The sequence below is a fragment of the Pseudomonas linyingensis genome, from assembly GCF_900109175.1.
Classification (GTDB): domain Bacteria; phylum Pseudomonadota; class Gammaproteobacteria; order Pseudomonadales; family Pseudomonadaceae; genus Geopseudomonas; species Geopseudomonas linyingensis.
In genome coordinates, this window is sequence record NZ_FNZE01000001.1 from 148164 (window position 1) to 169959 (window position 21796).

A 21796-nucleotide genomic window follows, 5' to 3' on the forward strand; every position below is an offset into this window, starting at 1 on the left:
CCAGTGACGACGTGCTGCGCCGGCGCTCGACCCTGTTGCAGCGCCTGCACATCGACGGGCCCCTGCTACTGCTGCTGCTGACCCTGGGCGCCGTCGGCCTGTTCATCCTCTGGTCGGCCGGCGGCAAGCACTGGGGGCTGCTGTTCAAGCAGGCCACCTCGTTCGGCATCGGCCTGCTGGCGATGACCGTCATCGCCCAGATCGAGCCGCGCTTGATGGCGCGCTGGGCGCCGCTGGCATACGGCATGGGCGTGCTGCTGCTGCTGGCGGTGGAGTTCTTCGGCTATACGGCGATGGGCGCCACGCGCTGGATCAACATTCCCGGGGTGATCCGTTTCCAGCCCTCGGAGTTTATGAAGCTGCTCATGCCGATCACCATTGCCTGGTACCTGTCCGGGCGCAGCCTGCCGCCCAGCTTCAAGCACCTGGCCATCGCCCTGGCGCTGATCGGCGTGCCCTTCGTGCTGATTCTCAAGCAGCCGGACCTCGGCACCGCCATGCTGGTCCTCGCCTCCGGCGCCTTCGTCCTCTATATCGGCGGTCTGCGCTGGTGGTGGATCGGCGGGGTGATCGCGGCGGCGGTGCCGACCGCGGTGGCCATGTGGTACTTCGTCCTGCACGATTACCAGAAGCAGCGGGTGCTGACCTTCCTCGATCCGGAAAGCGACCCGCTGGGCACCGGCTGGAACATCATCCAGTCCAAGGCGGCCATCGGCTCCGGCGGGGTGTTCGGCAAGGGCTGGCTGTTCGGCACCCAGTCGCACCTGGACTTTTTGCCGGAAAGTCACACGGACTTTATCATTGCCGTATTGAGTGAAGAGTTCGGTATGGTGGGCGTCTGCCTGCTGCTGCTGGTCTACCTGCTGCTGATCGCCCGGGGCTTGGTGATCACCGTGCAGGCGCAGACGTTGTTCGGCAAACTGCTGGCGGGCAGCATCACCCTGACCTTCTTCGTCTACGTGTTCGTCAACATCGGCATGGTCAGCGGACTGCTGCCGGTGGTGGGGGTGCCCTTGCCTTTTATCAGTTACGGCGGAACTTCGCTGGTGACGCTGATGTCAGGATTTGGAATTTTGATGGCGATCCATACGCACCGCAAATGGATCGCCCAGGTTTGAGGCCGAGAGTGAAGAGCACAATGCACAAACTGCGAGCGTGGGTGAGGCTGTCGGCCATCGGGCTGCTCGGCGCGATCGGCGCCGCGCCGGGGCTGGCCGGAGCCTACGAGAATGCGGCGCAGGTCGACGCCTTCATCGCCGAGATGACCCGCGAGCATGGCTTCGCCGAGGCCTCGCTGCGCGAGATGTTCGCCGGGGCCGAGCGCAAGCAGGCGATCCTCGACGCGATCTCGCGGCCAGCCGAGCGGGTCAAACCGTGGAAGGAATACCGGCCGATCTTCATCACCGACGCGCGCATCGCCCAGGGCGTGGAGTTCTGGAACCGCCATGCCGAGGCGCTGGCGCGCGCCGAGCGCGAGTACGGCGTACCGGCGCAGGTGATCGTGGCGATCATCGGCGTGGAAACCTTCTTCGGTCGCAACACCGGCAACTGGCGGGTGATCGACGCCCTGGCGACCCTCGGCTTCGACTATCCGCCGCGCGCCGACTTCTTCCGCAAGGAGCTGCGCGAGTTCCTCCTGCTGACCCGCGAGCAGCAGGTCGACCCGCTGGCCCTCAAGGGCTCCTACGCCGGCGCCATGGGCCTGCCGCAGTTCATGCCGAGCAGCTTCCGCGCCTACGCGGTGGACTTCGACCGCGACGGCCACATCGACATCTGGAACAACCCGGTAGACGCCATCGGCAGCGTGGCCAGCTATTTCCACCGCCACGGCTGGGTCGCCGGCGACCCGGTGGTGACCCGCGCGCGCATCTCCGGCACCCGCTTCGCCGACGGCCTGACCGAGGGCCTGGAGCCGGTCAAGTCGGTCGGCGACCTGCGCCAGCTCGGCTGGACGCCGCTGGATGCGGTGGACGACAACTACGCGGTGACCGCCTTCCGTCTCGAGGGTGCCGAGGGCGACGAGTTCTGGATGGGCCTGCCCAACTTCTACGTGATCACCCGCTACAACCGCAGCGTGATGTACGCCATGGCCGTGCACCAGCTGTCTGCCGCGCTGCTGGCCCAGCGTCAGGAGCCCTGAGCATGCGCCATACCGCACTTGCTCCGCTGGCCCTGGCGTTGACCAGCCTGCTGCTGGCCAGCTGCAGCTCGACCCAGGCGCCGCAGCCGTCCGCTGCCGACGGACGGATTTCCGGCCCGGCGAGCTACGCCCGGCCGCACCGCGACGGCGCGCCCTGGTGGGACGTCGACGTGTCGCGCATCCCCGATGCCGTGCCGATGCCGCACAACGGCCCGGTCAAGGCCAGCCCCTACACGGTGTTCGGCAAGCCGTACTACCCGATCAGCGATGCGCGCAGCTATCGAGCCACCGGCACCGCCTCCTGGTACGGCACCAAGTTCCACGGCCAGGCCACCGCCAACGGCGAGACCTTCGACCTGTACGGCATGACCGCCGCGCACAAGACCCTGCCGCTGCCCAGCTACGTCAAGGTGACCAATCTGGACAACGGCAGCAGCGTGATCCTGCGGGTCAACGACCGCGGGCCGTTCTATTCCGACCGCATCATCGACCTGTCCTTCGCCGCGGCGAAGAAGCTCGGTTATGCCGAAAGCGGTACCGCGCGGGTCAAGGTCGAGGGTATCGACCCCCACCAGTGGTGGGCCCAGCAGGGCCGCCCGGTACCGATGATGCTGGCCAGCAACGCACCGCGCAGCAGCAAGCCGCTGACGCTGCCGGCACCGGGCGGGGTGCGCACGCAGGCCCAGCCGCTCGCCGCACCGCTCGAGACCTATACTCCACCGCCGGCGCAGCATGCCGCCGCGGTGCTGCCGGTCGAGCTGGCGGTAAAAAAAAACGCTTCTGTCCCAGCCGCTGGGCTGTATCTCCAGGTGGGCGCCTTCGCCAACCCGGACGCTGCGGAACTCCTCAAGGCCAAGCTGAACGGCCTGGTGGGGACTGCCCCGGTGTTTATCAGCTCGGTCGTGCACAACCAGCAGGTGCTGCACCGCGTACGGCTGGGGCCGATCGACACTCAGGATGAGGTCCTGCAGCTGCAGGACACCTTGCGGCTGGCCAGCCTCGGCCAGCCGAGACTGGTGCGGCCGGACTGACGCCGCATTCGTGGTAATGCCCGCAGGGGCCTGACTGACCTACTTCGCTATTCGAGAGACGGATGAACATCACCACCTTCGTACACCGCCTGTTCCTGCTAGTCCTGTTCACCGCAATGCCCAGCGCCTGGGCGGCCGAGCAGGTCGTCCCGGCACCGCCGCAACTGGCCGCCAAGGCCTGGCTGCTGATGGATGCCGACAGCGGCAGCGTGCTGGTCGAGCAGAGCGGCGACGAGCGCCTGCCGCCGGCCAGCCTGACCAAGCTGATGACCGCCTACATCGCCACCCTGGAGATCCGCAAGGGCCAGATCAGCGAGAAGGACCTGGTCACCATCAGCGAGCACGCCTGGCGCACCGGCGGCTCGCGGATGTTCGTCCAGGTTGGCACCCAGGTGGCCCTGGGCGACCTGCTGCACGGCATCATCATCCAGTCCGGCAACGACGCCAGCGTCGCGGTGGCCGAGCACATCGCCGGCAGCGAGGACGCCTTCGCCGACCTGATGAACACCACCGCCGCCCGCCTGGGCATGGCCAACAGCCACTTCATGAACGCCACCGGTCTGCCGCATCCGGAGCACCATTCCTCGCCCCGCGACATGGCCCTGCTGGCCCGCGCGATCATCAACGAGGATCCGGCGCACTACGCCATCTACGCGCAGAAGGAATTCCTCTGGAACAACATCAAGCAGCCCAACCGCAACCTGCTGCTGTGGCGCGACAAGACCGTCGACGGCCTGAAGACCGGCCACACCGACGAAGCCGGCTACTGTCTGGTGGCCTCCGCGGTGCGCGAAGGTCAGCGCCTGATCGCGGTGGTGTTCGGCACCAACAGCGAGCAGGCCCGCGCCGCCGAGACCCAGAAGCTGCTGACCTACGGCTTCCGCTTCTTCGAGACCCGCCAGTTCTACGCCAAGGGCGCCGAACTGACCCAGGCGCCGGTGTGGAAGGGCGCCGAGCGTCAGCTCAAGGCCGGCCTGGCCGAGAACCTGACCCTGACCCTGCCACGCGGCCAGATGGACAAACTGCAGGCCAGCATGACCCTGCAGCCGATGATCGAGGCACCGGTGGCTGCCGGCCAGGAAGTCGGCAAGGTCGAGGTGCGCCTCGGCGAGCAGGTCCTGCACAGCGCGCCGCTGGTGGCCCTCGAGGCCGTCGAGGAGGGTGGTATCTTCCGCCGCGTGTGGGATAGTATCCGACTGTTTTTCTATGGTTTGTTCAACTGACCCATTGACCTGCGCGCGACGCCCCGACCGGGGGCGTCCGCATGGCGGGCCACAAGCCCGAAGTGACCATGACCGATACCAAGACCGATAGCGAAATCCAGGCGCCGAAAATCGAATTCCCTTGCGAAGGCTACCCGATCAAGGTGATCGGTGACGCCGGCGAGGGTTTTGCCGATCTGGTGCTCGACATCGTCCGCCGCCACGCGCCGGATCTGGATGTCACCACCCTGACCCTGCGTGACAGCAGCAATGGCCGTTTCGTCTCGGTGCAGGTGGCCATCCGCGCCACCGGCGTCGAGCAGCTGCAGGCGCTGCATGTCGACCTGCGCGCCACCGGCCGCGTGCACGTGGTGCTCTGATGCCCGCCGTCCTCGGCGTGCGCGAGTTCGGCCTGGTCGACTACCCTCAGGCCTGGCAGGCCATGCAGCGCTTCACCAACCAGCGCGGCTCCGACACCAGCGACGAGATCTGGCTGCTCGAGCACCCGCCGGTGTTCACCCAGGGCCAGGCCGGCAAGGCCGAGCACCTGCTGATGCCCGGCGACATCCCGGTGATCCAGGCGGATCGTGGCGGCCAGGTCACCTATCACGGCCCCGGCCAGCTGGTCGCCTACCTGCTGCTCGACGTGCGTCGCTCCGGCGTGGGCGTGCGCGAGCTGGTCAGCCGCATGGAACGCAGCCTGGTCGAGCTGCTGGCCAGCTACGGCGTCGCGGCCTACGCCAAGCCGGATGCCCCCGGCGTGTACGTCGGCGCGGCGAAGATCGCCTCGCTCGGCCTGCGCATCCGCAATGGCCGTTCCTTCCACGGCCTGGCGCTGAACGTCGACATGGACCTGGAGCCCTTCCAGCGCATCAACCCCTGTGGCTATGCCGGCATGGCGATGACCCAGCTGAAGGACCAGGCCCGCGAACCGATCGAATTTGCCGAAGTGCGTGCGCGTCTGCGTGCGCAGCTGGTGACCCAGCTCGGCTACGCTGAACCGAAGACCCTGACGGGCGGAATCGAAAGCATATGAGTTCTATGGACACGGCGGGCAAGGGCCCGAGCAAGGTGGAAGCCGGGGTCAAGCTGCGCGGTGCCGAGAAGGTCGCGCGCATTCCGGTGAAGATCATTCCCACCGAGGAACTGCCGCGCAAGCCGGACTGGATCCGCGTACGCATTCCGGTCACCCCGGAGGTCGAGCGCATCAAGCAGCTGCTGCGCAAGCACAAGCTGCACAGCGTGTGCGAGGAGGCCTCCTGCCCGAACCTCGGCGAGTGTTTCTCCGGCGGCACCGCCACCTTCATGATTATGGGTGACATCTGCACCCGGCGCTGCCCGTTCTGCGACGTCGGCCACGGCCGGCCGAACGCGCTGGACCCCGACGAGCCGAAGAACCTGGCCGTGGCCATCGCCGACCTGCGCCTGAAGTACGTGGTGATCACCTCGGTGGACCGCGACGACCTGCGCGACGGCGGCGCCCAGCACTTCGCCGACTGCCTGCGCGAGATTCGCCAGCTCAGCCCGGGCGTACAGCTGGAGACTCTGGTGCCGGACTACCGCGGGCGCATGGAAATCGCCCTCGACATCACCGCCAGCGAGCCGCCGGACGTGTTCAACCACAACCTGGAAACCGTGCCGCGCCTGTACAAGTCGTCGCGTCCGGGTTCGGACTTCGAGTGGTCGCTGGACCTGCTGGAGGAGTTCAAGAAGCGCGTGCCGGGCGTGCCGACCAAGTCGGGCCTGATGCTCGGCCTCGGCGAGACCGACGAGGAAGTGATCGAGACCATGCAGCGCATGCGCGAGCACGAGATCGACATGCTGACCCTCGGCCAGTACCTGCAGCCGTCGCGCAACCACCTGCCGGTGCAGCGCTTCGTCCATCCGGACACCTTCGCCTGGTTCGCCGAGCAGGGTGAGAAGATGGGCTTCAAGAACGTCGCCTCCGGTCCGCTGGTGCGCTCCTCCTACCACGCCGACCAGCAGGCCCACGGCCACACCAAGGCCTGATCGAGCCTGTGCCCGGCCGAGTGTTCGGCCGGCGCATTCCACCAACAAGAAGGGCGACCCGCGGGTCGCCCTTCTTGTTTCTGCGTGCCTCAGCCCAGCGCGGCAAACAGCCGGCGCTTGCGCCGGGCGGCGACCAGGCTCCAGCCGAGCAGCAGGGCGCACATCCCGGCCAGCGGCCAGGCGCGCCACTGCAGGTAGGGCGTCAGGCCCTGCATCGGCACCACCTCGCCGCGCAGCACGGCGCGCTCGAACTGCGGCACCTCGGCACTGACGCGGCCGAACGGATCGATCAGCGCGGTGACGCCGTTGTTGGTGGCGCGGATCATCCAGCGGCCGCTTTCCAGGGCGCGCATCTGCGCCATCTGCAGGTGCTGCAGCGGACCGATCGAGGTGCCGAACCAGGCGTCGTTGCTCACCGTCAGCAGCAGTTCGCTCTGCGCGGCGAGGCCGGCGGCGAACTCCGGATAGACCACCTCGTAGCAGATGTAGGGCGCGATGCGGTAGCCGCGGGCGGTCAGCAGCGCCTGCTCGGCCGGGCCGCGGGCGAAGTCGGACATCGGCAGGTCGAAGAAGGCGATCACCCCGCGCAGCAGGTCCTGCAGCGGCACGTACTCGCCGAACGGCACCAGCTTCTGCTTGAGGTAGGTGCCGCTGCCCTGGCCGACCACCTGCAGGGCGTTGTAGTAGCGCGGCCGGCCCTCGGCATCGCTCTGGCGCAGCGGCAGGCCGGTGATCAGCGCGGCATGGCGCTCGCTGGCGAAGCGGCCGATCACCGCCAGGTAGCCCTCGGCGTATTCCTTGAGCACCGGCACCGCGGTTTCCGGCCAGACGTAGAGGTCGGCCGGCGCTTCGGCGAAGGTCAGGTCGCGGTACAGGGCGAGCTGGGCGTTGAGCTGCTCGGGATCCCACTTGAGGTTCTGCTCGACGTTGCCCTGGAAGGCGGCAACCTTCAGCGGCGCGCCGGCAGGCCGGGTCCAGGCGTGCTCCTGGAACCACAGGCCGCTGCCCCACAGGCCTGCCAGCAACAGGACGGCGGCGAGGATGCAGCGCCCGCGCGCCAGCAGCGCCGGCAGGCTGACCAGCAGGACAGCGCTCAGCGCCATGGCGAACGACAGCAGCCACACCCCGCCGAGCGGCGCCAGTCCGGCCAGCGGGCCGTGCAGCTGGCTGTAGCCGATGTACAGCCAGGGGAAGCCGGTGAAGATCCAGCCGCGCAGGGCTTCCTGGGCCAGCCACAGGGCGGCGAAGGCCAGCGCATTGCCCAGCGGTGCGCGCTCGCGGCGCAGCCATTTCACCCACACCCAGGCGAACAGGGCGAAGAACAGCGCCAGGCCGGTGGCGAACAGCAGGGTGAGCAGTGCCGCCAGCGGTGCGGAGGCGGCGCCGTAGTCGTGGATGCTGACGTAGACCCAGCTGCTGCCGGCGGCGAACACGCCGAAACCGTACAGCCAGCCGCGCCAGGCTGCGGCCTTGCCGTCCAGCTGGCGCAGGCCGAGATGGAACAGGGCCAGCGACAGCAGGCCCAGCGGCCACAGGTCGAAGGGCGCCAGAGCCAGCGGGGTGAGGGCGCCGGCAGCGAGGGCGAGCAGGTGACCCGGCCAGCCGGGGCGAGAGATCCAGCGCATGGGGAGTCCTTGCAGAATGCGGGGGCAGGGCAGCTTAGCGGAGCGGCGCGCGGGCGGGTAGCCGTAGCTGGACGCGGAGCAGGGCAATCGCGCCATATGGCTTGAGGATACCGCCGGTGCGTTCTGGTCGGCAGGTGTGCCGCCTGTCTCCTCTCTCCCGCCAGCGGGAGAGGGAGCGGTTTGCTGCCAGCGCCTCAGCGCGCTCGCGGAGTCAGGCGCAGCAGATGGATGCGCCGGCTGTCGGCATTCAGCACCCGGCAGCGGAAGTCGCCCAGCTCGATCACCTCGTTGCGCTTGGGCAGGTGGCCGAAGGCGCTCATCACCACGCCGCCGATGGTGTCGAACTCCTCCTCGGAGAAGCCGGCCTCGAAGAACTCGTTGAAGTCGTCCACCGGGGTCAGTGCCTTGACGATGAAGTCGCCGCTGGGCAGCGCCTTGATGTAGCTGTCCTCCTCGACGTCGTGCTCGTCCTCGATGTCGCCGACGATCTGCTCGAGCACGTCCTCGATGGTCACCAGGCCGGCGACGCCGCCGTACTCGTCGATGACGATGGCCATGTGGTTGTGGGTGCTGCGGAACTCGCGCAGCAGCACGTTGAGGCGCTTGGACTCGGGCACGTAGGTGGCCGGGCGGAGCATCTTCTGCAGGTCGAAGGACAGCTCGTTGCCGTGCAGCAGCAGCGGCAGCAGGTCCTTGGCGAGCAGGATGCCGAGCACCTCGTCGAGATTCTCGCCGATCACCGGATAGCGCGAGTGGGCGGCCTCGATGACCGCGGGGAGGAATTCCTGAGGGCTCTGGCTGGCCTTGATGGTGATGATCTGCGAGCGCGGGATCATGATGTCGCGCACCTGCAGGTCGGAGACCTGGATGGCGCCCTCGACGATCGCCAGCGCCTCGGTGTCGAGCAGTTTGTTGTCATGGGCGTCACGCAGGACCTCGAGGAGCTCCTGGCGGCTTTTCGGTTCATGGGCAAAAGCCTGGGTGATTCTTTCCAACCAGGACTTCTGCCCCTGGCTCGATCGGTCGTCGCTCATGTGTCCTTACTCTTCGTCACAGGCATAGGGATCGGGATAGCCCAGGTCGGCCAGCAGCTGGCGTTCCAGCGCCTCCATTTCCTCGGCTTCGTCGTCGTCGATGTGGTCGTAGCCGAGCAGGTGCAGGCAGCCATGCAGGGTCAGGTGCGCCCAGTGGGCGTCCAGGCTCTTGCCCTGTTCGCCAGCCTCGCGCGCGACCACCTGGGCGCAGATCACCAGGTCGCCGAGCAGCGGGATATCCAGCAGCGGAACGCCGCCCGGCCCCTCCGGCACCTCGGCGGGGAACGACAGCACGTTGGTGGCGTAGTCCTTGCCGCGCCAGGTGAGGTTCAGCTCGCGGCCTTCGTCTTCGTCGACGATGCGGATGGTCAGCTCCGAGGGGGCGGTGCGCTGGCGCAGGGCCAGTTCGCACCACTGGCGCAGCTGCGCTTCGCTGGGCAGGTCGGTGGCCTCGGTAGCCAGCTGCAAATCCAGTTCAACGTGCATCGCGGTGGTTCCTCTCGCGTTCGCCGGCGCTGGCGTCCTGGCCCTGCAGGCGCTGCTCGTGGCGGTCGTAGGCTTCGACGATGCGTTGCACCAGCGGGTGGCGCACCACGTCCTTGGCCTTGAAGTGGGTGAAGCTGATCCCTGGCACGTCGCGCAGCACCTCGACCACGTGGGCGAGGCCCGACTTGGTGCCGCGCGGCAGGTCGACCTGGGTGACGTCGCCGGTGATCACCGCGGTGGAGCCGAAGCCGATCCGGGTGAGGAACATCTTCATCTGCTCGAGGGTGGTGTTCTGGCTCTCGTCGAGAATGATGAAGCTGTTGTTCAGGGTGCGGCCGCGCATGTAGGCCAGCGGGGCGATCTCGATCACCTGCTTCTCGATCAGCTTGGCCACCTGCTCGAAGCCGAGCATCTCGTAGAGGGCGTCGTACAGCGGGCGCAGGTAGGGGTCGATCTTCTGCGCGAGGTCGCCAGGCAGGAAGCCGAGCTTCTCGCCAGCCTCCACCGCCGGGCGTACCAGCAGGATGCGGCGCACCTGCTCGCGCTCCAGGGCGTCCACCGCGCAGGCCACCGCCAGGTAGGTCTTGCCGGTACCGGCCGGGCCGATGCCGAAGTTGATGTCGTTGTCGAGGATCGCCTTGACGTAGCGTTGCTGGTTGGTGCCGCGCGGGGTGATGTGCACCTTGCGGGTCTTCAGCGTGACGCTCGGCACCTGGCCGGGCAGGGCGATGTCTTCGAGGCCGGATTCCTGCAGGAACAGGTGGACGATCTCCGGGGTCAGCTCGGTGCCGCTGTGGGTTTCGCGGTACAGGCGGCGCAGCAGGCGCTCGGCGGTCTGGGTGCGCTGGACATCGCCGACCAGTTCGAACTGGTTGCCGCGGTTGCGGATCTCGATGGCCAGGCGTTGCTCGATCAGGCGCAGATGCTCGTCGAACTGTCCGCAGAGGTTGGCGAAGCGGCGTGCTTCGAAGGGTTCCAGGATGAAACGATGGTGTTCCAGGGGAGCGTTCAAGGTCTTCTGTTGGCCGCCATTCGGCTGAGTGATGGATGAAGAATAACCGCAGGTGCCCGAGGGGGAAAGCGCTGCCATGGTCGCGGCCGCGCGGAGCCGGGCAGGTTGCCGGCTCCGCGGGCTAGCGCCGTGCTCAGTCGGCGGTCGCGCCGAGCAGGCTGCCGCGCAGCGAGTGAGGCAGCGCTTCGTCGATATGCACGTCGACGAACTGGCCGATCAGGCGCGCATTGCTGGAGCGGAAGTTGACCACCCGGTTGTTCTCGGTGCGGCCCTGCAGCAGGCCGGGGTCCTTCTTCGAGTAGTCGCTGACCAGGATGCGCTGGGTCGAGCCGACCATGCGCCGGCTGATCTCGAAGCCCTGCTGGCTGATGCGGGCCTGCAGGATCGCCAGGCGCTGCTTCTTCACCTCCTCCGGGGTGTCGTCGGCGAGATCCGCGGCCGGGGTGCCGGGGCGGGCGCTGTAGACGAAGGAGTAGGAGAAGTCGAAGCCGACCTCCTCGATCAGCTTCATGGTCTGCTCGAAGTCACGGTCGGTCTCGCCGGGGAAGCCGACGATGAAGTCCGAGCTGAGGCAGATATCCGGCACCGCGGCCTTGAGCTTGCGGATGCGCGACTTGTACTCGAGGGCGGTGTGGTTGCGCTTCATCGCCGCGAGGATGCGGTCGGAGCCCGACTGCACCGGCAGGTGGACGAACTTCACCAGCTGGGGGATCTCGGCGTGGGCCTGGATGATGGCGTCGGAGAACTCCAGCGGATGGCTGGTGGTGTAGCGGATGCGCTCGATGCCGTCGATCGCCGCCACCGCGTGGAGCAGTTCGGCGAAGTCGGCGATGCGCCCGTCGCCGGTATCGCCGCGGTAGCCGTTGACGTTCTGGCCGAGCAGGTTCACCTCGCGCACGCCGTTCTCGGCCAGGTGCACGACTTCGCTGAGCACGTCGGCCAGTGGCCGGCTGACTTCCTCGCCGCGGGTGTAGGGCACCACGCAGAAGGTGCAGTACTTGCTGCAGCCTTCCATCACCGAGACGAAGGCGCTGGGGCCGTCGACACGCGGCTCGGGCAGGCGGTCGAACTTCTCGATCTCGGGGAAGGAGATGTCCACCTGCGGTTTCTTCGTGCTGCGTGCGGCGTCGATCATCTCCGGCAGGCGGTGCAGGGTCTGCGGGCCGAACACCACGTCGACGTAGGGCGCGCGCTCGCGGATCGCCGAGCCTTCCTGGCTGGCCACGCAGCCGCCGACACCGATCACCAGCGCCGGGTTCTGCTGTTTCAGTTCGCGCCAGCGGCCGAGCTGGGAGAACACCCGCTCCTGGGCCTTCTCGCGGATCGAGCAGGTGTTGAGCAGGATGACGTCGGCCTCTTCCGGGCGCTCGGTCAGCTCCAGGGCTTGATGTTCGCCCAGCAGGTCGGCCATGCGCGAGCTGTCGTACTCGTTCATCTGGCAGCCGTGGGTTTCGATGAAAAGCTTCTTGGCCATGGGTGCTCGTCGGGAGGATCAATGGACCGCGCATTATAGGGAGCGCCGCCCGGCCTTCCTAGGCTTCGCTGCCGGAAGGACGTGCTAACATGCGCGGCCTTTCCCGCAGTCCCCGTCGGTTCGTCAAGCCATGAGCAAGCCCGCCCCCATCTTCAAGGTGATTTTCCTCAACCAGGGTCAGGTGTACGAGATGTACGCCAAGGCCATCTACCAGAGCGACCTGTGGGGTTTCCTGGAGATCGAGGAGTTCGTCTTCGGCGAACGCACCCAGGTGGTGGTCGATCCCAGCGAGGAGAAGCTCAAGGCGCAGTTCGACGGCGTGCTGCGCAGCTTCGTGCCGATGCACGCGATCATCCGCATCGACGAGGTGGAGCGCCTGGGCACGGCGAAGATCAGCGAGGCCAAGGGCGGCAGCAATGTCATGCCGTTCCCCATGCCGCCGATGCCGGAGCGCTGAGTGAAGCTACTGCGCTGGTCCATACTGCGTTGAAAACTGGCTCGGCATGCTCATTTACAACTTGTAAACTCCGCTGCCTCGCCAGTTTCCGCCTTGTCTGGCCTTCGCTCGTTACGCTTCACGCTCGGAGTTGGGAGTTGGTTGTTGCCCCTCAGGGCAGTGGCGCGAACGGCGAGCGCATGTCGCTGGCCTGCAGTTCCTGCAGGTAGTTGCGGAAGATCTCGCCGAGCACGCGGTTGGCCTGCTCGAGCTGCTCGCGGCTCATTTCCTCGGCCACCAGGTCGGCACTGTCCATCGCCTCTTCCGCGCCGTTGACCGCCGCCATCTTCAGCACCACGTAGGCCTGCACCTTGTTGGCCGGCACGCCTTCGCCGCGCCAGAACAGCGTGCCGAGGCGCAGCTGCGCCTCGGCATGGCCCTGCAGCGAGGCTTGCTCGTACCAGTGCAGCGCCTGCGGCAGATCCTGCGGGTGACGGCTGGCAGCGTAGAAGTATTCGCCCAGCTCATACTGCGCCTGGCTGTCGCCCGTCTCCGCCAGGCTGCGGCACTGGGCCAGCGCCTGCTCGAGATCCTCCGGGCGGGTATCGAGCACGCAGCGGCTGGTTGCCGGAATCAGCAGGGAGTTGCTCTCGGCATGGCCAAGCAGCGGGGCGATCGACAACAGGCAACCCATCAGCAGGGTGCAGCCAGCACGGTTCATGGCGATCCGGACATCTCCTGGTTCGGCGGGCGGAGGCTCGGCCAGCGCGGCGGGCTGGCGTTCCCATTATGGAATAAGCGGCCGGGTCATGACAGGGGCAACGGCGGCTTTTCCTGCCGGCCATTGGCCACTACCTGCCGGCCGGTGCCATCCGTGGCGCGAATACCCCGCCAGGCGGGGTATTCGCGCGCGGGGTTCAGCCCTTGCTCAGCTCGGCAAAGGCGCGTTCGGCGGCATCCAGGGTGATCTTCAGCTCGGTGTCGCCATGGGCGATGGAGGTGAAGCCGGCCTCGAAGGCGCTCGGCGCCAGGTACACGCCGCCGTCCAGCATCAGGTGGAAGAAGCGCTTGAAGCGCTCGGCATCGCTGGCCATCACGTCATTGAAGGTGACGATGTCGTCGGCACCGCTGAAGTACAGGCCGAACATGCCACCCGCCTGGGTGGTGACGAAGGGGATACCTGCGGCATCGGCGCGCTGCTGCAGACCGTCGAGCATGCGTGCAGTGTAGTCGCTCAGCTCGGCGTGGAAGCCCGGGCGGCTGATCAGCTTGAGGGTGGTTAGGCCGGCGGCCATCGCCAGCGGGTTGCCGGACAGGGTGCCGGCCTGGTAGACCGGGCCGAGCGGGGCGATGCACTCCATGATCGCGCGCTTGCCGCCGAAGCAGCCCACCGGCATGCCGCCGCCGACGATCTTGCCGAAGGTCGACAGGTCCGGGGTGACGCCGAAGTGCGCTTGGGCGCCGCCGAGGGCGACGCGGAAGCCGGTCATCACTTCGTCGAAGATCAGCACCACGCCGTGTTGGTCGCACAGTGCGCGCAGACCGGCGAGGAAGCCCGGCGCCGGCGGCACGCAGTTCATGTTGCCGGCCACCGGCTCGACGATGATGCAGGCGACCTGGCCGCCGACTTCGCCGAGGGTCTGCTCCACCGCAGCGAGGTCGTTGAACGGCAGGGTCAGGGTGTGCTTGGCGAAGTCCGCCGGCACGCCCGCGGAGCTGGGCACGCCCTGGGTCAGGGCGCCGGAGCCGGCCTTGACCAGCAGACTGTCGGAGTGGCCGTGGTAGCAGCCCTCGAACTTGATGATGCTGTCGCGCCCGGTGTAGCCGCGTGCCAGACGGATGGCGCTCATGGTCGCCTCGGTGCCGGAGCTGACCATGCGCACCATCTCCATCGACGGCACCAGGCTGCACACTAGGTCGGCCATCTCGGTTTCCATGGCGGTCGGCGCGCCGTAGGACAGGCCGTGCTGCAGCTGCTGGCGCACCGCATCGAGCACGTCCGGATGGCCGTGGCCGAGGATCATCGGCCCCCAGGAGCCGACGTAGTCGACGTAGCGCTGGTCGTCCTCATCGGTGACGTAGGCGCCTTCAGCGTGCTTGAAGAACAGCGGGGTGCCGCCGACGCTGCGGAAGGCGCGCACGGGTGAGTTGACGCCGCCGGGGATGTGTTTCTGGGCGTTGTGGAACAGGATCTCGGAACGGGACATTGAAAAGTCTCTCGAAAGGTCAGATGTCGGCGAACAGTTGGCTGAAGGCGCGCGCGCGGCGCTCGACTTCGGCGGCATTCTCGGCGGCGAACAGGGCGTGGATTACCGCGACCATGCTGGCGCCGCGGGCGATCAGTTGCGGTGCGGTGTCCAGGGTCACGCCGCCGATGGCGACGATTGGCAGGCGGAAGCGGGCGCGCGCCTGCTCGAGCAGTTCGGGCGTGGCGGCCGGGGCGCCGGGCTTGGTCTGCGAGTCGAAGAAGCGGCCGAAGGCGATGTAGCTGGCGCCTTCCTGGCGCGCCTGCTCGGCCAGCGCCACCTGCGCGTGGCAGGTGGCGCCGATGATCGCGTTGCGGCCGAGCAGGGCGCGGGCGGCGGCCAGCGAGCCGTCGCTCTGCCCCAGGTGCACGCCGACGCCCAGGCGCGCGGCCAGTTCGGCGTCGTCGTTGATGATCAGCTGCGCGCCATGGCGCAGGCACAGCTCGCGCAGCGCCTCGGCCTGGCGCAGGCGGCGCGCGGAGTCTTCGGACTTGTCGCGATATTGCAGCAGTTGCGCCCCGCCCTTGAGCGCGGCTTCGACGTAGGGCAGCAGGCGGCCATCGGCCAGCAGCTGGCTGTCGGTGATGGCGTAGAGTCCGCGCAGGGTTTTCATCGGCGCTGTTCCAGGCAAGAAGTCACGGCAGAAAGGGTCAGGAGCAGAAGTCCAGCGGCAGGCGGCGCGGCACGTACTGGCCATGACCGGGCTGTTCGGCATCGCGCAGGGTGCGCCAGGTGTAGTCGAGCGCCGTGCGCACCGCGCTGACCAGTTCCTCGCCCAGCGCCAGGCGCCCGGCCAGGGTGCTGGCCAGGGTACAGCCGGAGCCGTGGTAGCTGCCGGGCAGGCGCACGCAGGTGAAGGTGTGCTGGCTGCCGTCGCGCGCGTACAGGCGATTGTGCACCTCGTGCTCGTCGCCATGGCCGCCGGTGATCAGCAGGTGCTCGCAGTGCTCCAGCAGCCTGGCGGCGCACTCGTCGGCGCTGCCGTGGGGCAGTTCGGCGAGGATGCGCGCCTCCGGCAGGTTCGGCGTGGCGATGCGGCACAGCGGCAGCAGGCGCTCGCGCATGGCGTAGCCGACCTCGTCCTTGCCGAGGGCGCCGCCGCCGCCGGCGCGCAGCACCGGATCGCAGACCAGCGGCACGCCGGGCAGCGACTGCATGATCTCGACCACGGTATCTACCATCTCCACGGAGCCGAGCATGCCCAGCTTGACCGCGGCGACCGGCAGATCGGCGATCACCGCACGGGCCTGGGCCAGCACCCAAGCGCGGTCGAGCACGCGAAAGTCGGTGACGTTTACGGTGTCCTGGACGGTCAGCGCGGTGACCGCAGGTGCCGCGTGGCAGCCCTGGGCGAGCAGGGCTTCGATGTCCGCCTGCATGCCGGCACCACCACTGGGATCGTGGCCGGAAAGACAGAGGACAACTGGGCGCGAAGGGTATCTGTTCATGGCTGTCGAGCTTACATCAAAGTCGCGCGGCTGGCTGCCCGAACCGGCCCGCCAGAGGGGCGGGCGGGCGAAGGTGCGTACTTCTGCTTCACTGCAACAGATGCAGTGTGCAGGAGGTGGACGATGAGTCTGGAGCAATACGCGGAAACCCACACGGTCACCAACCAGCCGACGCCGCTGGACGGCAGCAACCTGTACCGCGGCGACCGGCCGCTGCGGGAATGGCTGCAGCGCTTCGGCGCGGCCTGGGGCGAGGCGCGCCTGGCCGAGTACGGCGAGTTGGCCGGCGGGCCGCTGCTGGCGGCAGGTTTCGCCGCCAACCGCCAGCCACCCGAGCTGCATACCCACGACCGCTACGGCTACCGCATCGACCAGGTGGAGTTCCATCCGAACTGGCACCGGCTGATGCAGGCCGGCATCGCCCACGGCCTGCACGCGCTGCCCTGGCGCGAGCCACGCCCCGGCGCCCAGGTGCTGCGCGCCGGGCTGTTCTACCTGCACAACCAGGCCGAGGCCGGCAGCGCCTGCCCGCTGACCATGACCCATGCCGGTGTCGCCGTGCTGCGCCGCCAGGGTGAGCTGGCGGAGAGCTGGCTGCCGAAGATCCTCAGTCTCGACTACGACCCGCGGCCGCTGCCGATGGGCGAGAAGCGCGGCCTGGCCCTGGGCATGGCGCTGACCGAGAAGCAGGGTGGCACCGACCTGCGTGCCAACAGCACGCGCGCCTTCGCCGTCGGTGCGCCGGGGCCGGGGCAGGCCTATGAGCTGCTCGGCCACAAGTGGTTCTGCTCGGCGCCGATGTCCGACGCCTTCCTCACCCTGGCGCACAGCGAGCAGGGCCTGAGCTGCTTCCTGCTGCCACGCCTGCGCCCGGACGGCAGTCACAACCGCATCTATATCCAGCGCCTCAAGGACAAGCAGGGCAACCGCAGCAATGCTTCGGCCGAACTCGAGTATCGCGGCGCCCTGGCCTGGATGGTCGGCGAGGAGGGCCGCGGCATCGCCACCATCCTCGAGATGGTCGCGCTGACCCGCTTCGACTGCATGACCGGTTCGGCGGCGCTGATGCGCCAGGCGCTCAGTCAGGCCCTGCACCACTGCGCGCAGCGCCAGGTCGGCGGGCGGGCGCTCGAGGCGCAGCCGCTGATGCAGAACGTGCTGGCCGACCTGGCGCTGGACAGCGAGGCGGCGCTGGCTCTCAGCCTGCGCCTCGGCCACGCCCTGGAGCGCCCGGAGGACGAGCAGGAGCGGCATTTCGCCCGCCTGCTCACCGCGGTCGGCAAGTACTGGGTGTGCAAGCGCGCACCGGCGTTCATCGGCGAGGCGCAGGAGTGCCTGGGCGGCGCCGGCTACGTCGAGGAAAGCATCCTGCCGCGGCTGTACCGCGAGGCACCGGTCAACTCGATCTGGGAGGGTTCGGGCAACGTGCAGTGCCTAGACGTGCTGCGCAGCCTGGAGAAGACCCCGGCGGTGGCCGAGGCGCTGCTCGCCGAGCTGGACGACGGCCACGGCGAGGCGCGCCTGAAGGCGCAGGTGCTGCGCCTCAAGCATGCCCTGCACGATCGCGAGGGGCTGGAGTACCGTGCGCGCCAGCTGTGCGGCGAGATCGCCGTGGCGCTGCAGGCCAGCCTGCTGCTGCGCGGCGCGCCGCAGGTGGTCAGCGACGCCTTCATCGCCGCGCGGGTGGATGCCCGGGAGCAGGTCTATGGCTGCCTGCCGCGGGGCGTGGAAGTGGCGGCGCTGCTGGCGCGCAGTCGTCTGCAGGCGTTCGACTGAGCTGCGCGGGGCCGCTAGAATGCCGCTTCCAGCCTAGACGGGCGGTTGAAAAGCGGCCTGCGTTGTTCAACCGCCGGCTATCCGCAGCGCCGCGGCGCACCCTTGTTGCAGGAGCAGTGCCCGATGTCGCGTCCCCCCCGTAGCCCGTCCGCCGCCCGCCCCCCGCGGGGTGCCGCTGCGGGGCGTCCTGGCGCGGCCAAGTCGCCGGCGCCGCGCCGCGTGGCCAAGGCGCCGCCGGCCGAGCCGCGCCTGCTGCTGCTCAACAAACCGTTCGACGTGCTGACCCAGTTCGCCGATGCCGACGGGCGAGCGACCCTCAAGGATTACGTCAAGGTGCCGGGCGTCTATCCGGCCGGGCGTCTGGATCGCGACAGCGAAGGCCTGCTGCTGCTGACCAACGACGGCCGCCTGCAGGCGCGCATCGCCGATCCGCAGTTCAAGCTGGCGAAGACCTACTGGGTGCAGGTGGAGGGCGAGGTGGGCGAGGTGCAGTTGGCGCGTCTGCGTGCGGGAGTGGAGCTGAACGACGGGCCGACCCTGCCGGCCGAGGCACGGCAGATCGACGCGCCGGCACTGTGGGAGCGTCAGCCACCGGTGCGCTTTCGCAAGAGCGTGCCGACCAGCTGGCTGGAGCTGACCATTCGCGAGGGACGCAACCGTCAGGTACGCCGGATGACCGCGGCGGTGGGGCTGCCGACCCTGCGTCTGGTGCGGGTGCGCATCGGCCCCTGGAGTCTGGACGGGCTGGCGCCGGGGGAGTGGCGGGAGGTGCCGGCGGAGCTGGCCGGCCGTTGAGGAGCGGCTGCTTGCGCAACCCCTGCAACGGCCAATCAGGCGGCAGTGCGGGCGGGATCAGTAGAACGACTTGATCACGTTGATGCCCTTGTTCAGTACTTCGCGCCAGGCGCTCATGTCTTCGCTGCTGGCTGCCGAGTCATGTTCCCTGACCGCCAGCATCAGCGAGTCCAGCCACAGGTCGTAGAGCTCCGGGCGGATGTCGAAGCCTTCCCGCGAGTGGCTCTGGCCGAGGGCGCGCAGCTTGGTGTCGGACATGCCGCGTGCATAGAGCACCAGGTTGAGGATGCCTGCACGCAGCAGGTGCTTCTGGGAGCTCATGTCGGTCTTGGTGAACTTGTCACGGATCGCCGGCGAACTGGCGAGGAAGTGCTGGTAGAAAGTGTCGAAAAAGCTCGGGCTGGCGCAGCAGCGGCCGTAACTTTGCATCACACGGTTGGCGGGGGTCATGATTTTCCTTGGGGGCAAATAAGCTCCGCAACCCCGCATCATCCTGGCTGGGGGCTGTGGTATGGCTTGCGAGTGCTTGGGGTTACACGCCTTCGAGGCTGCCAATCACCACGGTCTTGATGACGAAGCCTAGTACGCCCAAACCGAGGGCCAAGAAGAGAATCATGGTGCCGAATTTTCCGGCATTGGATTTTTTCGCCAGGTCCCAGACGATGAAAGCCATGAAGCCGACCAGGACGGCAATCAGTCCGGTCATCATCCAGTGCTCGAATACTTCGGGGTCCATCGATCCCTCCTGCAGGATAGGGGTGACGATCAGAGGGCGGGCGATGTTGTTATGTGTTCGGCCACGCAGGCATGCATAAAAACGCGGGCGAATTATAGACCCTGATCAGTTGCAGGCAAATGCAAAAACCCGAGAGCGTCACATTTTTGTCACTCCGGCTTTCAGCGCAGATGCTCCAGCGGCAGTTCGGTGCCGGCCAGCACCTGGTTGAGCACGAAGCTCGAGCGCACGCTGGAGACGCCCTCGATGCGGGTTAGGGTGCCGAGCAGGAACTGCTGGTAGTGATCCATGTCCGGCACCACCACCTTGAGCTGGTAGTCGGCCTCCATGCCGGTGACCAGGCTGCATTCGAGCACCTGCGGGCAGTTGCGGATAACCGACTCGAAGTGTTCGAAGCGCTCCGGGGTGTGGCGGTCCATGCCGACCAGCACGTACACGGTGAGGGTCAGGCCGAGCTTCTTGCGATCGAGCAGGGCGACCTGGCGGAGGATGTAGCCATCGTCCTCTAGCTGTTTGACCCGTCGCGAGCACGGCGAGGGCGACAGGCCGATGCGTTCGGCCAGTTCCTGGTTGGAGATGCGCGCATCGCGCTGCAGCTCGGTGAGGATGCGCAGGTCGTAGCGGTCAAGCTTGCTCATGGAGGCTGTTCGCTGTGTAAGTATTGCGATGATCTTTTACTTGCTAGTGAATGATTGCGCAAGAGGGGTGTTTTTGTGCAATTTACGCAAACATCTGTCGCGCGACTGCGCGTACAGTTTGAATCAGTTTCACGGCCCGGACGCTCACCCCGCGCAGAGCCCGATCAGGCACCGCGCCGCCGGCAACCAACCTGGTTGCGGCACCAGGCCCGCACCACCCACAAGGTGCTGCGAAGAGCAGGCTGTCACCGCAGCCGAGATCCGCAAGAAACCATCTTGAAGGGGCCGAAAGGCCCCTTTTTCTTGCCGGCGGTTCACTGCTCGGGGTCGGCGTGGACCAGCACCTCGGCGCGCGGGAATTCGGCGCGGATGGCGAACTCGGCGGCCTCGCACAGGTCGTGGGCCTCCTGCAGGGTCAGGCTGGCCGGCAGGTCGAGGTGCAGTTGGACGAACCAGCGGGTGCCGGACATGCGCGTGCGCAGGTCGTGGGCGTCGAGCACGCCAGGGATGCCGAGGGCCAGTTGCATCATGCGTTCGCTGATCTCCAGCGGCAGCTCCTTGTCCATCAGCACCGCGGCCGACTCGCGGACGATGGTCAGCGCGCTCCAGAAGATGTACAGGGCGATGGCGATGCCGAACAGCGCATCGGCGCGTTGCCAGCCGTAGGCGGCAAGCAGCAGCGCGACCAGGATGCTGCTGTTGAGCAGCAGGTCGGAGGCGTAGTGCAGCGAGTCGGCGCGGATCGCGGTGGAGCCGGTGACCTTGACTACGTGGCGCTGGAACGCCAGCAGCAGGGCCGTCATCGCCAGCGACAACAGCATCACCGCCACGCCGATGCCGGTGGCGGTGATCTCCTGCGGCGCCTGCAGGCGCTCGAAGCCGCGGATGCCGACCAGCACCGCACTGATGGCGATGAATACCGCCTGGCCCAGGCCGGCCAGTGCCTCGGCCTTGCCGTGACCGTAGCGATGATCGGCGTCGGCCGGGCGCAGCGCATAGTGCACCGCGATCAGGTTGAGCAGCGAGGCGGCGGCGTCGAGCAGCGAGTCGGTGAGGCCGGCGAGCAGACTGACCGAGCCGCTCAGCCACCAGGCGAAGGCCTTGGCGGCGATCAGGAGCAGCGCGGTGGCCAGGGCGGCGCCCGAGGCCAGGCGCATCAGGCGGCCGTGTTCGCGGCTCAGATTCATTACGGCTCTCCTCAGGCGGCCGGGCGCAGGCCGAAGGCGGCCAGCTGGGTGGCGTTGCCGCTGTGGTGGATCAGGCGCGGGTCGTCCAGCGGCAGGTCGCGGGCCAGCTCCTGCTGCAGGATGGCGCGCAGGCGGGCGTGGTCGACCCGGCCATCGCTGCCGAGGGCATCCTGCAGGCGCTCGGGCGCCACCGAGTAGCGGCCCTCGGGCAGGTAGATGGCGCCGGTGCCGAAGTCGACGGCGAAGGCGATCAGCCCGGGGATCACAAAGAACAGGATGCCGATGGCGTCCATGGCGGCGATGGCCGGGTCGATCTGGCCCTTCAGCTGGCCGCGGCGCTCGGGGTAGAACAGGGTGCCGCAGCCGCTCAGTTGGACGAGCAGGGTGGCGGCGAGCAGGCCGCTGACGATCCGCTGGGGGGTACGCATGCATCTTCTCCTTGAAAGGGTCGGCGGGGGTGGCAGGGTGCAGGACCCGTGCCAGAAGCGGCGACAGTTTACGCGTTCGGCCATGACAGCCG

The 21796-nt window shown here is 67.8% G+C and carries 24 protein-coding genes; 10 read left to right on the top strand and 14 right to left on the bottom strand.

The features are described from left to right. Positions 1-14 precede the first annotated feature (14 nt). The 7 genes from rodA to lipA all read left to right on the top strand — a co-directional run bounded on the left by rodA (position 15) and on the right by lipA (position 6383). Positions 15-1118: a rod shape-determining protein RodA gene (gene rodA, locus BMZ19_RS00740; protein ID WP_170847691.1), complete on the top strand. Its 1104-nt coding sequence runs from the start codon at positions 15-17 to the stop codon at positions 1116-1118. Positions 1119-1138: 20 nt separating this feature from the next. Next, positions 1139-2140 carry a lytic murein transglycosylase B gene (mltB, locus tag BMZ19_RS00745; protein WP_212633190.1) on the top strand — a complete coding sequence of 334 codons (1002 nt, stop codon included), beginning with the start codon at positions 1139-1141 and terminating at the stop codon, positions 2138-2140. Between the two features lie 2 nt (positions 2141-2142). Beyond that, positions 2143-3171, top strand: coding sequence for a septal ring lytic transglycosylase RlpA family protein (locus BMZ19_RS00750; RefSeq protein ID WP_090305376.1), 1029 nt, complete (start codon positions 2143-2145; stop codon positions 3169-3171). Positions 3172-3233: 62 nt separating this feature from the next. Continuing rightward, positions 3234-4394 carry a D-alanyl-D-alanine carboxypeptidase family protein gene (locus tag BMZ19_RS00755; RefSeq protein WP_090305379.1) on the top strand — a complete coding sequence of 387 codons (1161 nt, stop codon included), beginning with the start codon at positions 3234-3236 and terminating at the stop codon, positions 4392-4394. A 68-nt stretch (positions 4395-4462) separates the two neighbouring features. Continuing rightward, the gene (locus BMZ19_RS00760) at positions 4463-4753 is read left to right on the top strand and encodes a DUF493 domain-containing protein (protein ID WP_090306304.1); all 291 of its coding nucleotides are present in this window, start codon (positions 4463-4465) and stop codon (positions 4751-4753) included. Then, entirely contained in the window at positions 4753-5409 is a 657-nt protein-coding gene (gene lipB, locus BMZ19_RS00765) for a lipoyl(octanoyl) transferase LipB (protein WP_090305382.1), read from the top strand. Before BMZ19_RS00760 ends, lipB begins: the two co-directional genes overlap by 1 nt. Beyond that, entirely contained in the window at positions 5406-6383 is a 978-nt protein-coding gene (lipA, locus tag BMZ19_RS00770; protein WP_090305385.1) for a lipoyl synthase, read from the top strand. Before lipB ends, lipA begins: the two co-directional genes overlap by 4 nt. Positions 6384-6472: 89 nt before the next feature. On the opposite strand, the gene lnt is transcribed toward lipA, so the two are convergent. The 5 genes from lnt to miaB form a co-directional block, all read right to left on the bottom strand. Then, on the bottom strand, positions 6473-8008 hold the full coding sequence (lnt, locus tag BMZ19_RS00775; protein ID WP_090305388.1) for an apolipoprotein N-acyltransferase: 1536 nt from the start codon (positions 8006-8008) through the stop codon (positions 6473-6475). A gap of 194 nt (positions 8009-8202) precedes the next feature. Beyond that, positions 8203-9042 (bottom strand): CorC family transporter, encoded by an 840-nt coding sequence (locus tag BMZ19_RS00780; protein WP_090305391.1) that lies wholly within the window; start codon positions 9040-9042, stop codon positions 8203-8205. Positions 9043-9048: 6 nt separating this feature from the next. After that, positions 9049-9528, bottom strand: a complete 480-nt coding sequence (gene ybeY, locus BMZ19_RS00785; RefSeq protein ID WP_090305394.1) for an rRNA maturation RNase YbeY — start codon at positions 9526-9528, stop codon at positions 9049-9051. Continuing rightward, positions 9518-10540: a PhoH family protein gene (locus tag BMZ19_RS00790; RefSeq protein WP_090305397.1), complete on the bottom strand. Its 1023-nt coding sequence runs from the start codon at positions 10538-10540 to the stop codon at positions 9518-9520. The genes ybeY and BMZ19_RS00790 overlap by 11 nt, the downstream gene beginning before the upstream one ends. A 133-nt stretch (positions 10541-10673) precedes the next feature. Continuing rightward, entirely contained in the window at positions 10674-12014 is a 1341-nt protein-coding gene (gene miaB / locus BMZ19_RS00795; RefSeq protein WP_090305400.1) for a tRNA (N6-isopentenyl adenosine(37)-C2)-methylthiotransferase MiaB, read from the bottom strand. Positions 12015-12144: 130 nt separating this feature from the next. On the opposite strand from miaB, the gene BMZ19_RS00800 reads away from it, so the two are divergent. Then, positions 12145-12471, top strand: coding sequence for a DUF1820 family protein (locus BMZ19_RS00800; RefSeq protein ID WP_090305403.1), 327 nt, complete (start codon positions 12145-12147; stop codon positions 12469-12471). A 151-nt stretch (positions 12472-12622) separates the two neighbouring features. Here BMZ19_RS00800 and BMZ19_RS00805 read toward each other — a convergent pair whose 3' ends face one another. The 4 genes from BMZ19_RS00805 to BMZ19_RS00820 all read right to left on the bottom strand — a co-directional run bounded on the left by BMZ19_RS00805 (position 12623) and on the right by BMZ19_RS00820 (position 16144). Beyond that, positions 12623-13171 carry a tetratricopeptide repeat protein gene (locus BMZ19_RS00805; protein WP_090305405.1) on the bottom strand — a complete coding sequence of 183 codons (549 nt, stop codon included), beginning with the start codon at positions 13169-13171 and terminating at the stop codon, positions 12623-12625. A 196-nt stretch (positions 13172-13367) separates the two neighbouring features. Further along, positions 13368-14657: a glutamate-1-semialdehyde 2,1-aminomutase gene (gene hemL, locus BMZ19_RS00810; protein ID WP_090305410.1), complete on the bottom strand. Its 1290-nt coding sequence runs from the start codon at positions 14655-14657 to the stop codon at positions 13368-13370. A 19-nt stretch (positions 14658-14676) separates the two neighbouring features. After that, positions 14677-15309, bottom strand: coding sequence for a thiamine phosphate synthase (thiE, locus tag BMZ19_RS00815; RefSeq protein WP_090305414.1), 633 nt, complete (start codon positions 15307-15309; stop codon positions 14677-14679). 37 nt (positions 15310-15346) lie between these two features. Continuing rightward, positions 15347-16144, bottom strand: coding sequence for a hydroxymethylpyrimidine/phosphomethylpyrimidine kinase (locus BMZ19_RS00820; protein WP_090305417.1), 798 nt, complete (start codon positions 16142-16144; stop codon positions 15347-15349). Positions 16145-16267: 123 nt separating this feature from the next. Between BMZ19_RS00820 and BMZ19_RS00825 the strand changes: the two genes are divergently transcribed. Together BMZ19_RS00825 and BMZ19_RS00830 are read left to right on the top strand one after the other, a co-directional pair. Further along, on the top strand, positions 16268-17920 hold the full coding sequence (locus BMZ19_RS00825) for an isovaleryl-CoA dehydrogenase (RefSeq protein ID WP_090305420.1): 1653 nt from the start codon (positions 16268-16270) through the stop codon (positions 17918-17920). 219 nt (positions 17921-18139) lie between these two features. Then, positions 18140-18715: a pseudouridine synthase gene (locus tag BMZ19_RS00830; protein WP_170847692.1), complete on the top strand. Its 576-nt coding sequence runs from the start codon at positions 18140-18142 to the stop codon at positions 18713-18715. A gap of 57 nt (positions 18716-18772) precedes the next feature. Here the strand turns inward: BMZ19_RS00830 and BMZ19_RS00835 are convergent, their stop codons facing one another. From BMZ19_RS00835 to BMZ19_RS00855, 5 genes are all read right to left on the bottom strand, one after another. Further along, positions 18773-19165: a globin gene (locus tag BMZ19_RS00835; RefSeq protein ID WP_090305426.1), complete on the bottom strand. Its 393-nt coding sequence runs from the start codon at positions 19163-19165 to the stop codon at positions 18773-18775. Between the two features lie 82 nt (positions 19166-19247). Continuing rightward, complete coding sequence (locus BMZ19_RS00840) at positions 19248-19451, bottom strand: DUF2788 domain-containing protein (RefSeq protein WP_090305430.1); 204 nt, start codon at positions 19449-19451, stop codon at positions 19248-19250. Positions 19452-19612: 161 nt separating this feature from the next. After that, complete coding sequence (locus BMZ19_RS00845) at positions 19613-20089, bottom strand: Lrp/AsnC family transcriptional regulator (protein ID WP_090305435.1); 477 nt, start codon at positions 20087-20089, stop codon at positions 19613-19615. 314 nt (positions 20090-20403) lie between these two features. Then, complete coding sequence (locus BMZ19_RS00850) at positions 20404-21276, bottom strand: cation diffusion facilitator family transporter (protein ID WP_090305438.1); 873 nt, start codon at positions 21274-21276, stop codon at positions 20404-20406. 11 nt (positions 21277-21287) lie between these two features. Further along, positions 21288-21704, bottom strand: coding sequence for a polyribonucleotide nucleotidyltransferase (locus BMZ19_RS00855; RefSeq protein WP_090305441.1), 417 nt, complete (start codon positions 21702-21704; stop codon positions 21288-21290). Positions 21705-21796 lie beyond the last annotated feature (92 nt).

Coding starts and splice junctions, on each gene's coding strand:
- BMZ19_RS00750 (WP_090305376.1), top strand. CDS start 2,143: ATGCGCCATACCGCACTTGCTCCGCTGGCCCTGGCGTTGACCAGCCTG.
- BMZ19_RS00850 (WP_090305438.1), bottom strand. CDS start 21,276: ATGAATCTGAGCCGCGAACACGGCCGCCTGATGCGCCTGGCCTCGGGC.
- BMZ19_RS00760 (WP_090306304.1), top strand. CDS start 4,463: ATGACCGATACCAAGACCGATAGCGAAATCCAGGCGCCGAAAATCGAA.
- thiE (WP_090305414.1), bottom strand. CDS start 15,309: ATGAAAACCCTGCGCGGACTCTACGCCATCACCGACAGCCAGCTGCTG.
- lipA (WP_090305385.1), top strand. CDS start 5,406: ATGAGTTCTATGGACACGGCGGGCAAGGGCCCGAGCAAGGTGGAAGCC.
- BMZ19_RS00840 (WP_090305430.1), bottom strand. CDS start 19,451: ATGGACCCCGAAGTATTCGAGCACTGGATGATGACCGGACTGATTGCC.
- mltB (WP_212633190.1), top strand. CDS start 1,139: ATGCACAAACTGCGAGCGTGGGTGAGGCTGTCGGCCATCGGGCTGCTC.
- BMZ19_RS00825 (WP_090305420.1), top strand. CDS start 16,268: ATGAGTCTGGAGCAATACGCGGAAACCCACACGGTCACCAACCAGCCG.
- BMZ19_RS00805 (WP_090305405.1), bottom strand. CDS start 13,171: ATGAACCGTGCTGGCTGCACCCTGCTGATGGGTTGCCTGTTGTCGATC.
- ybeY (WP_090305394.1), bottom strand. CDS start 9,528: ATGCACGTTGAACTGGATTTGCAGCTGGCTACCGAGGCCACCGACCTG.
- BMZ19_RS00820 (WP_090305417.1), bottom strand. CDS start 16,144: ATGAACAGATACCCTTCGCGCCCAGTTGTCCTCTGTCTTTCCGGCCAC.
- miaB (WP_090305400.1), bottom strand. CDS start 12,014: ATGGCCAAGAAGCTTTTCATCGAAACCCACGGCTGCCAGATGAACGAG.
- BMZ19_RS00780 (WP_090305391.1), bottom strand. CDS start 9,042: ATGAGCGACGACCGATCGAGCCAGGGGCAGAAGTCCTGGTTGGAAAGA.
- BMZ19_RS00845 (WP_090305435.1), bottom strand. CDS start 20,089: ATGAGCAAGCTTGACCGCTACGACCTGCGCATCCTCACCGAGCTGCAG.
- BMZ19_RS00855 (WP_090305441.1), bottom strand. CDS start 21,704: ATGCGTACCCCCCAGCGGATCGTCAGCGGCCTGCTCGCCGCCACCCTG.
- hemL (WP_090305410.1), bottom strand. CDS start 14,657: ATGTCCCGTTCCGAGATCCTGTTCCACAACGCCCAGAAACACATCCCC.
- lipB (WP_090305382.1), top strand. CDS start 4,753: ATGCCCGCCGTCCTCGGCGTGCGCGAGTTCGGCCTGGTCGACTACCCT.
- BMZ19_RS00755 (WP_090305379.1), top strand. CDS start 3,234: ATGAACATCACCACCTTCGTACACCGCCTGTTCCTGCTAGTCCTGTTC.
- lnt (WP_090305388.1), bottom strand. CDS start 8,008: ATGCGCTGGATCTCTCGCCCCGGCTGGCCGGGTCACCTGCTCGCCCTC.
- BMZ19_RS00835 (WP_090305426.1), bottom strand. CDS start 19,165: ATGACCCCCGCCAACCGTGTGATGCAAAGTTACGGCCGCTGCTGCGCC.
- BMZ19_RS00800 (WP_090305403.1), top strand. CDS start 12,145: ATGAGCAAGCCCGCCCCCATCTTCAAGGTGATTTTCCTCAACCAGGGT.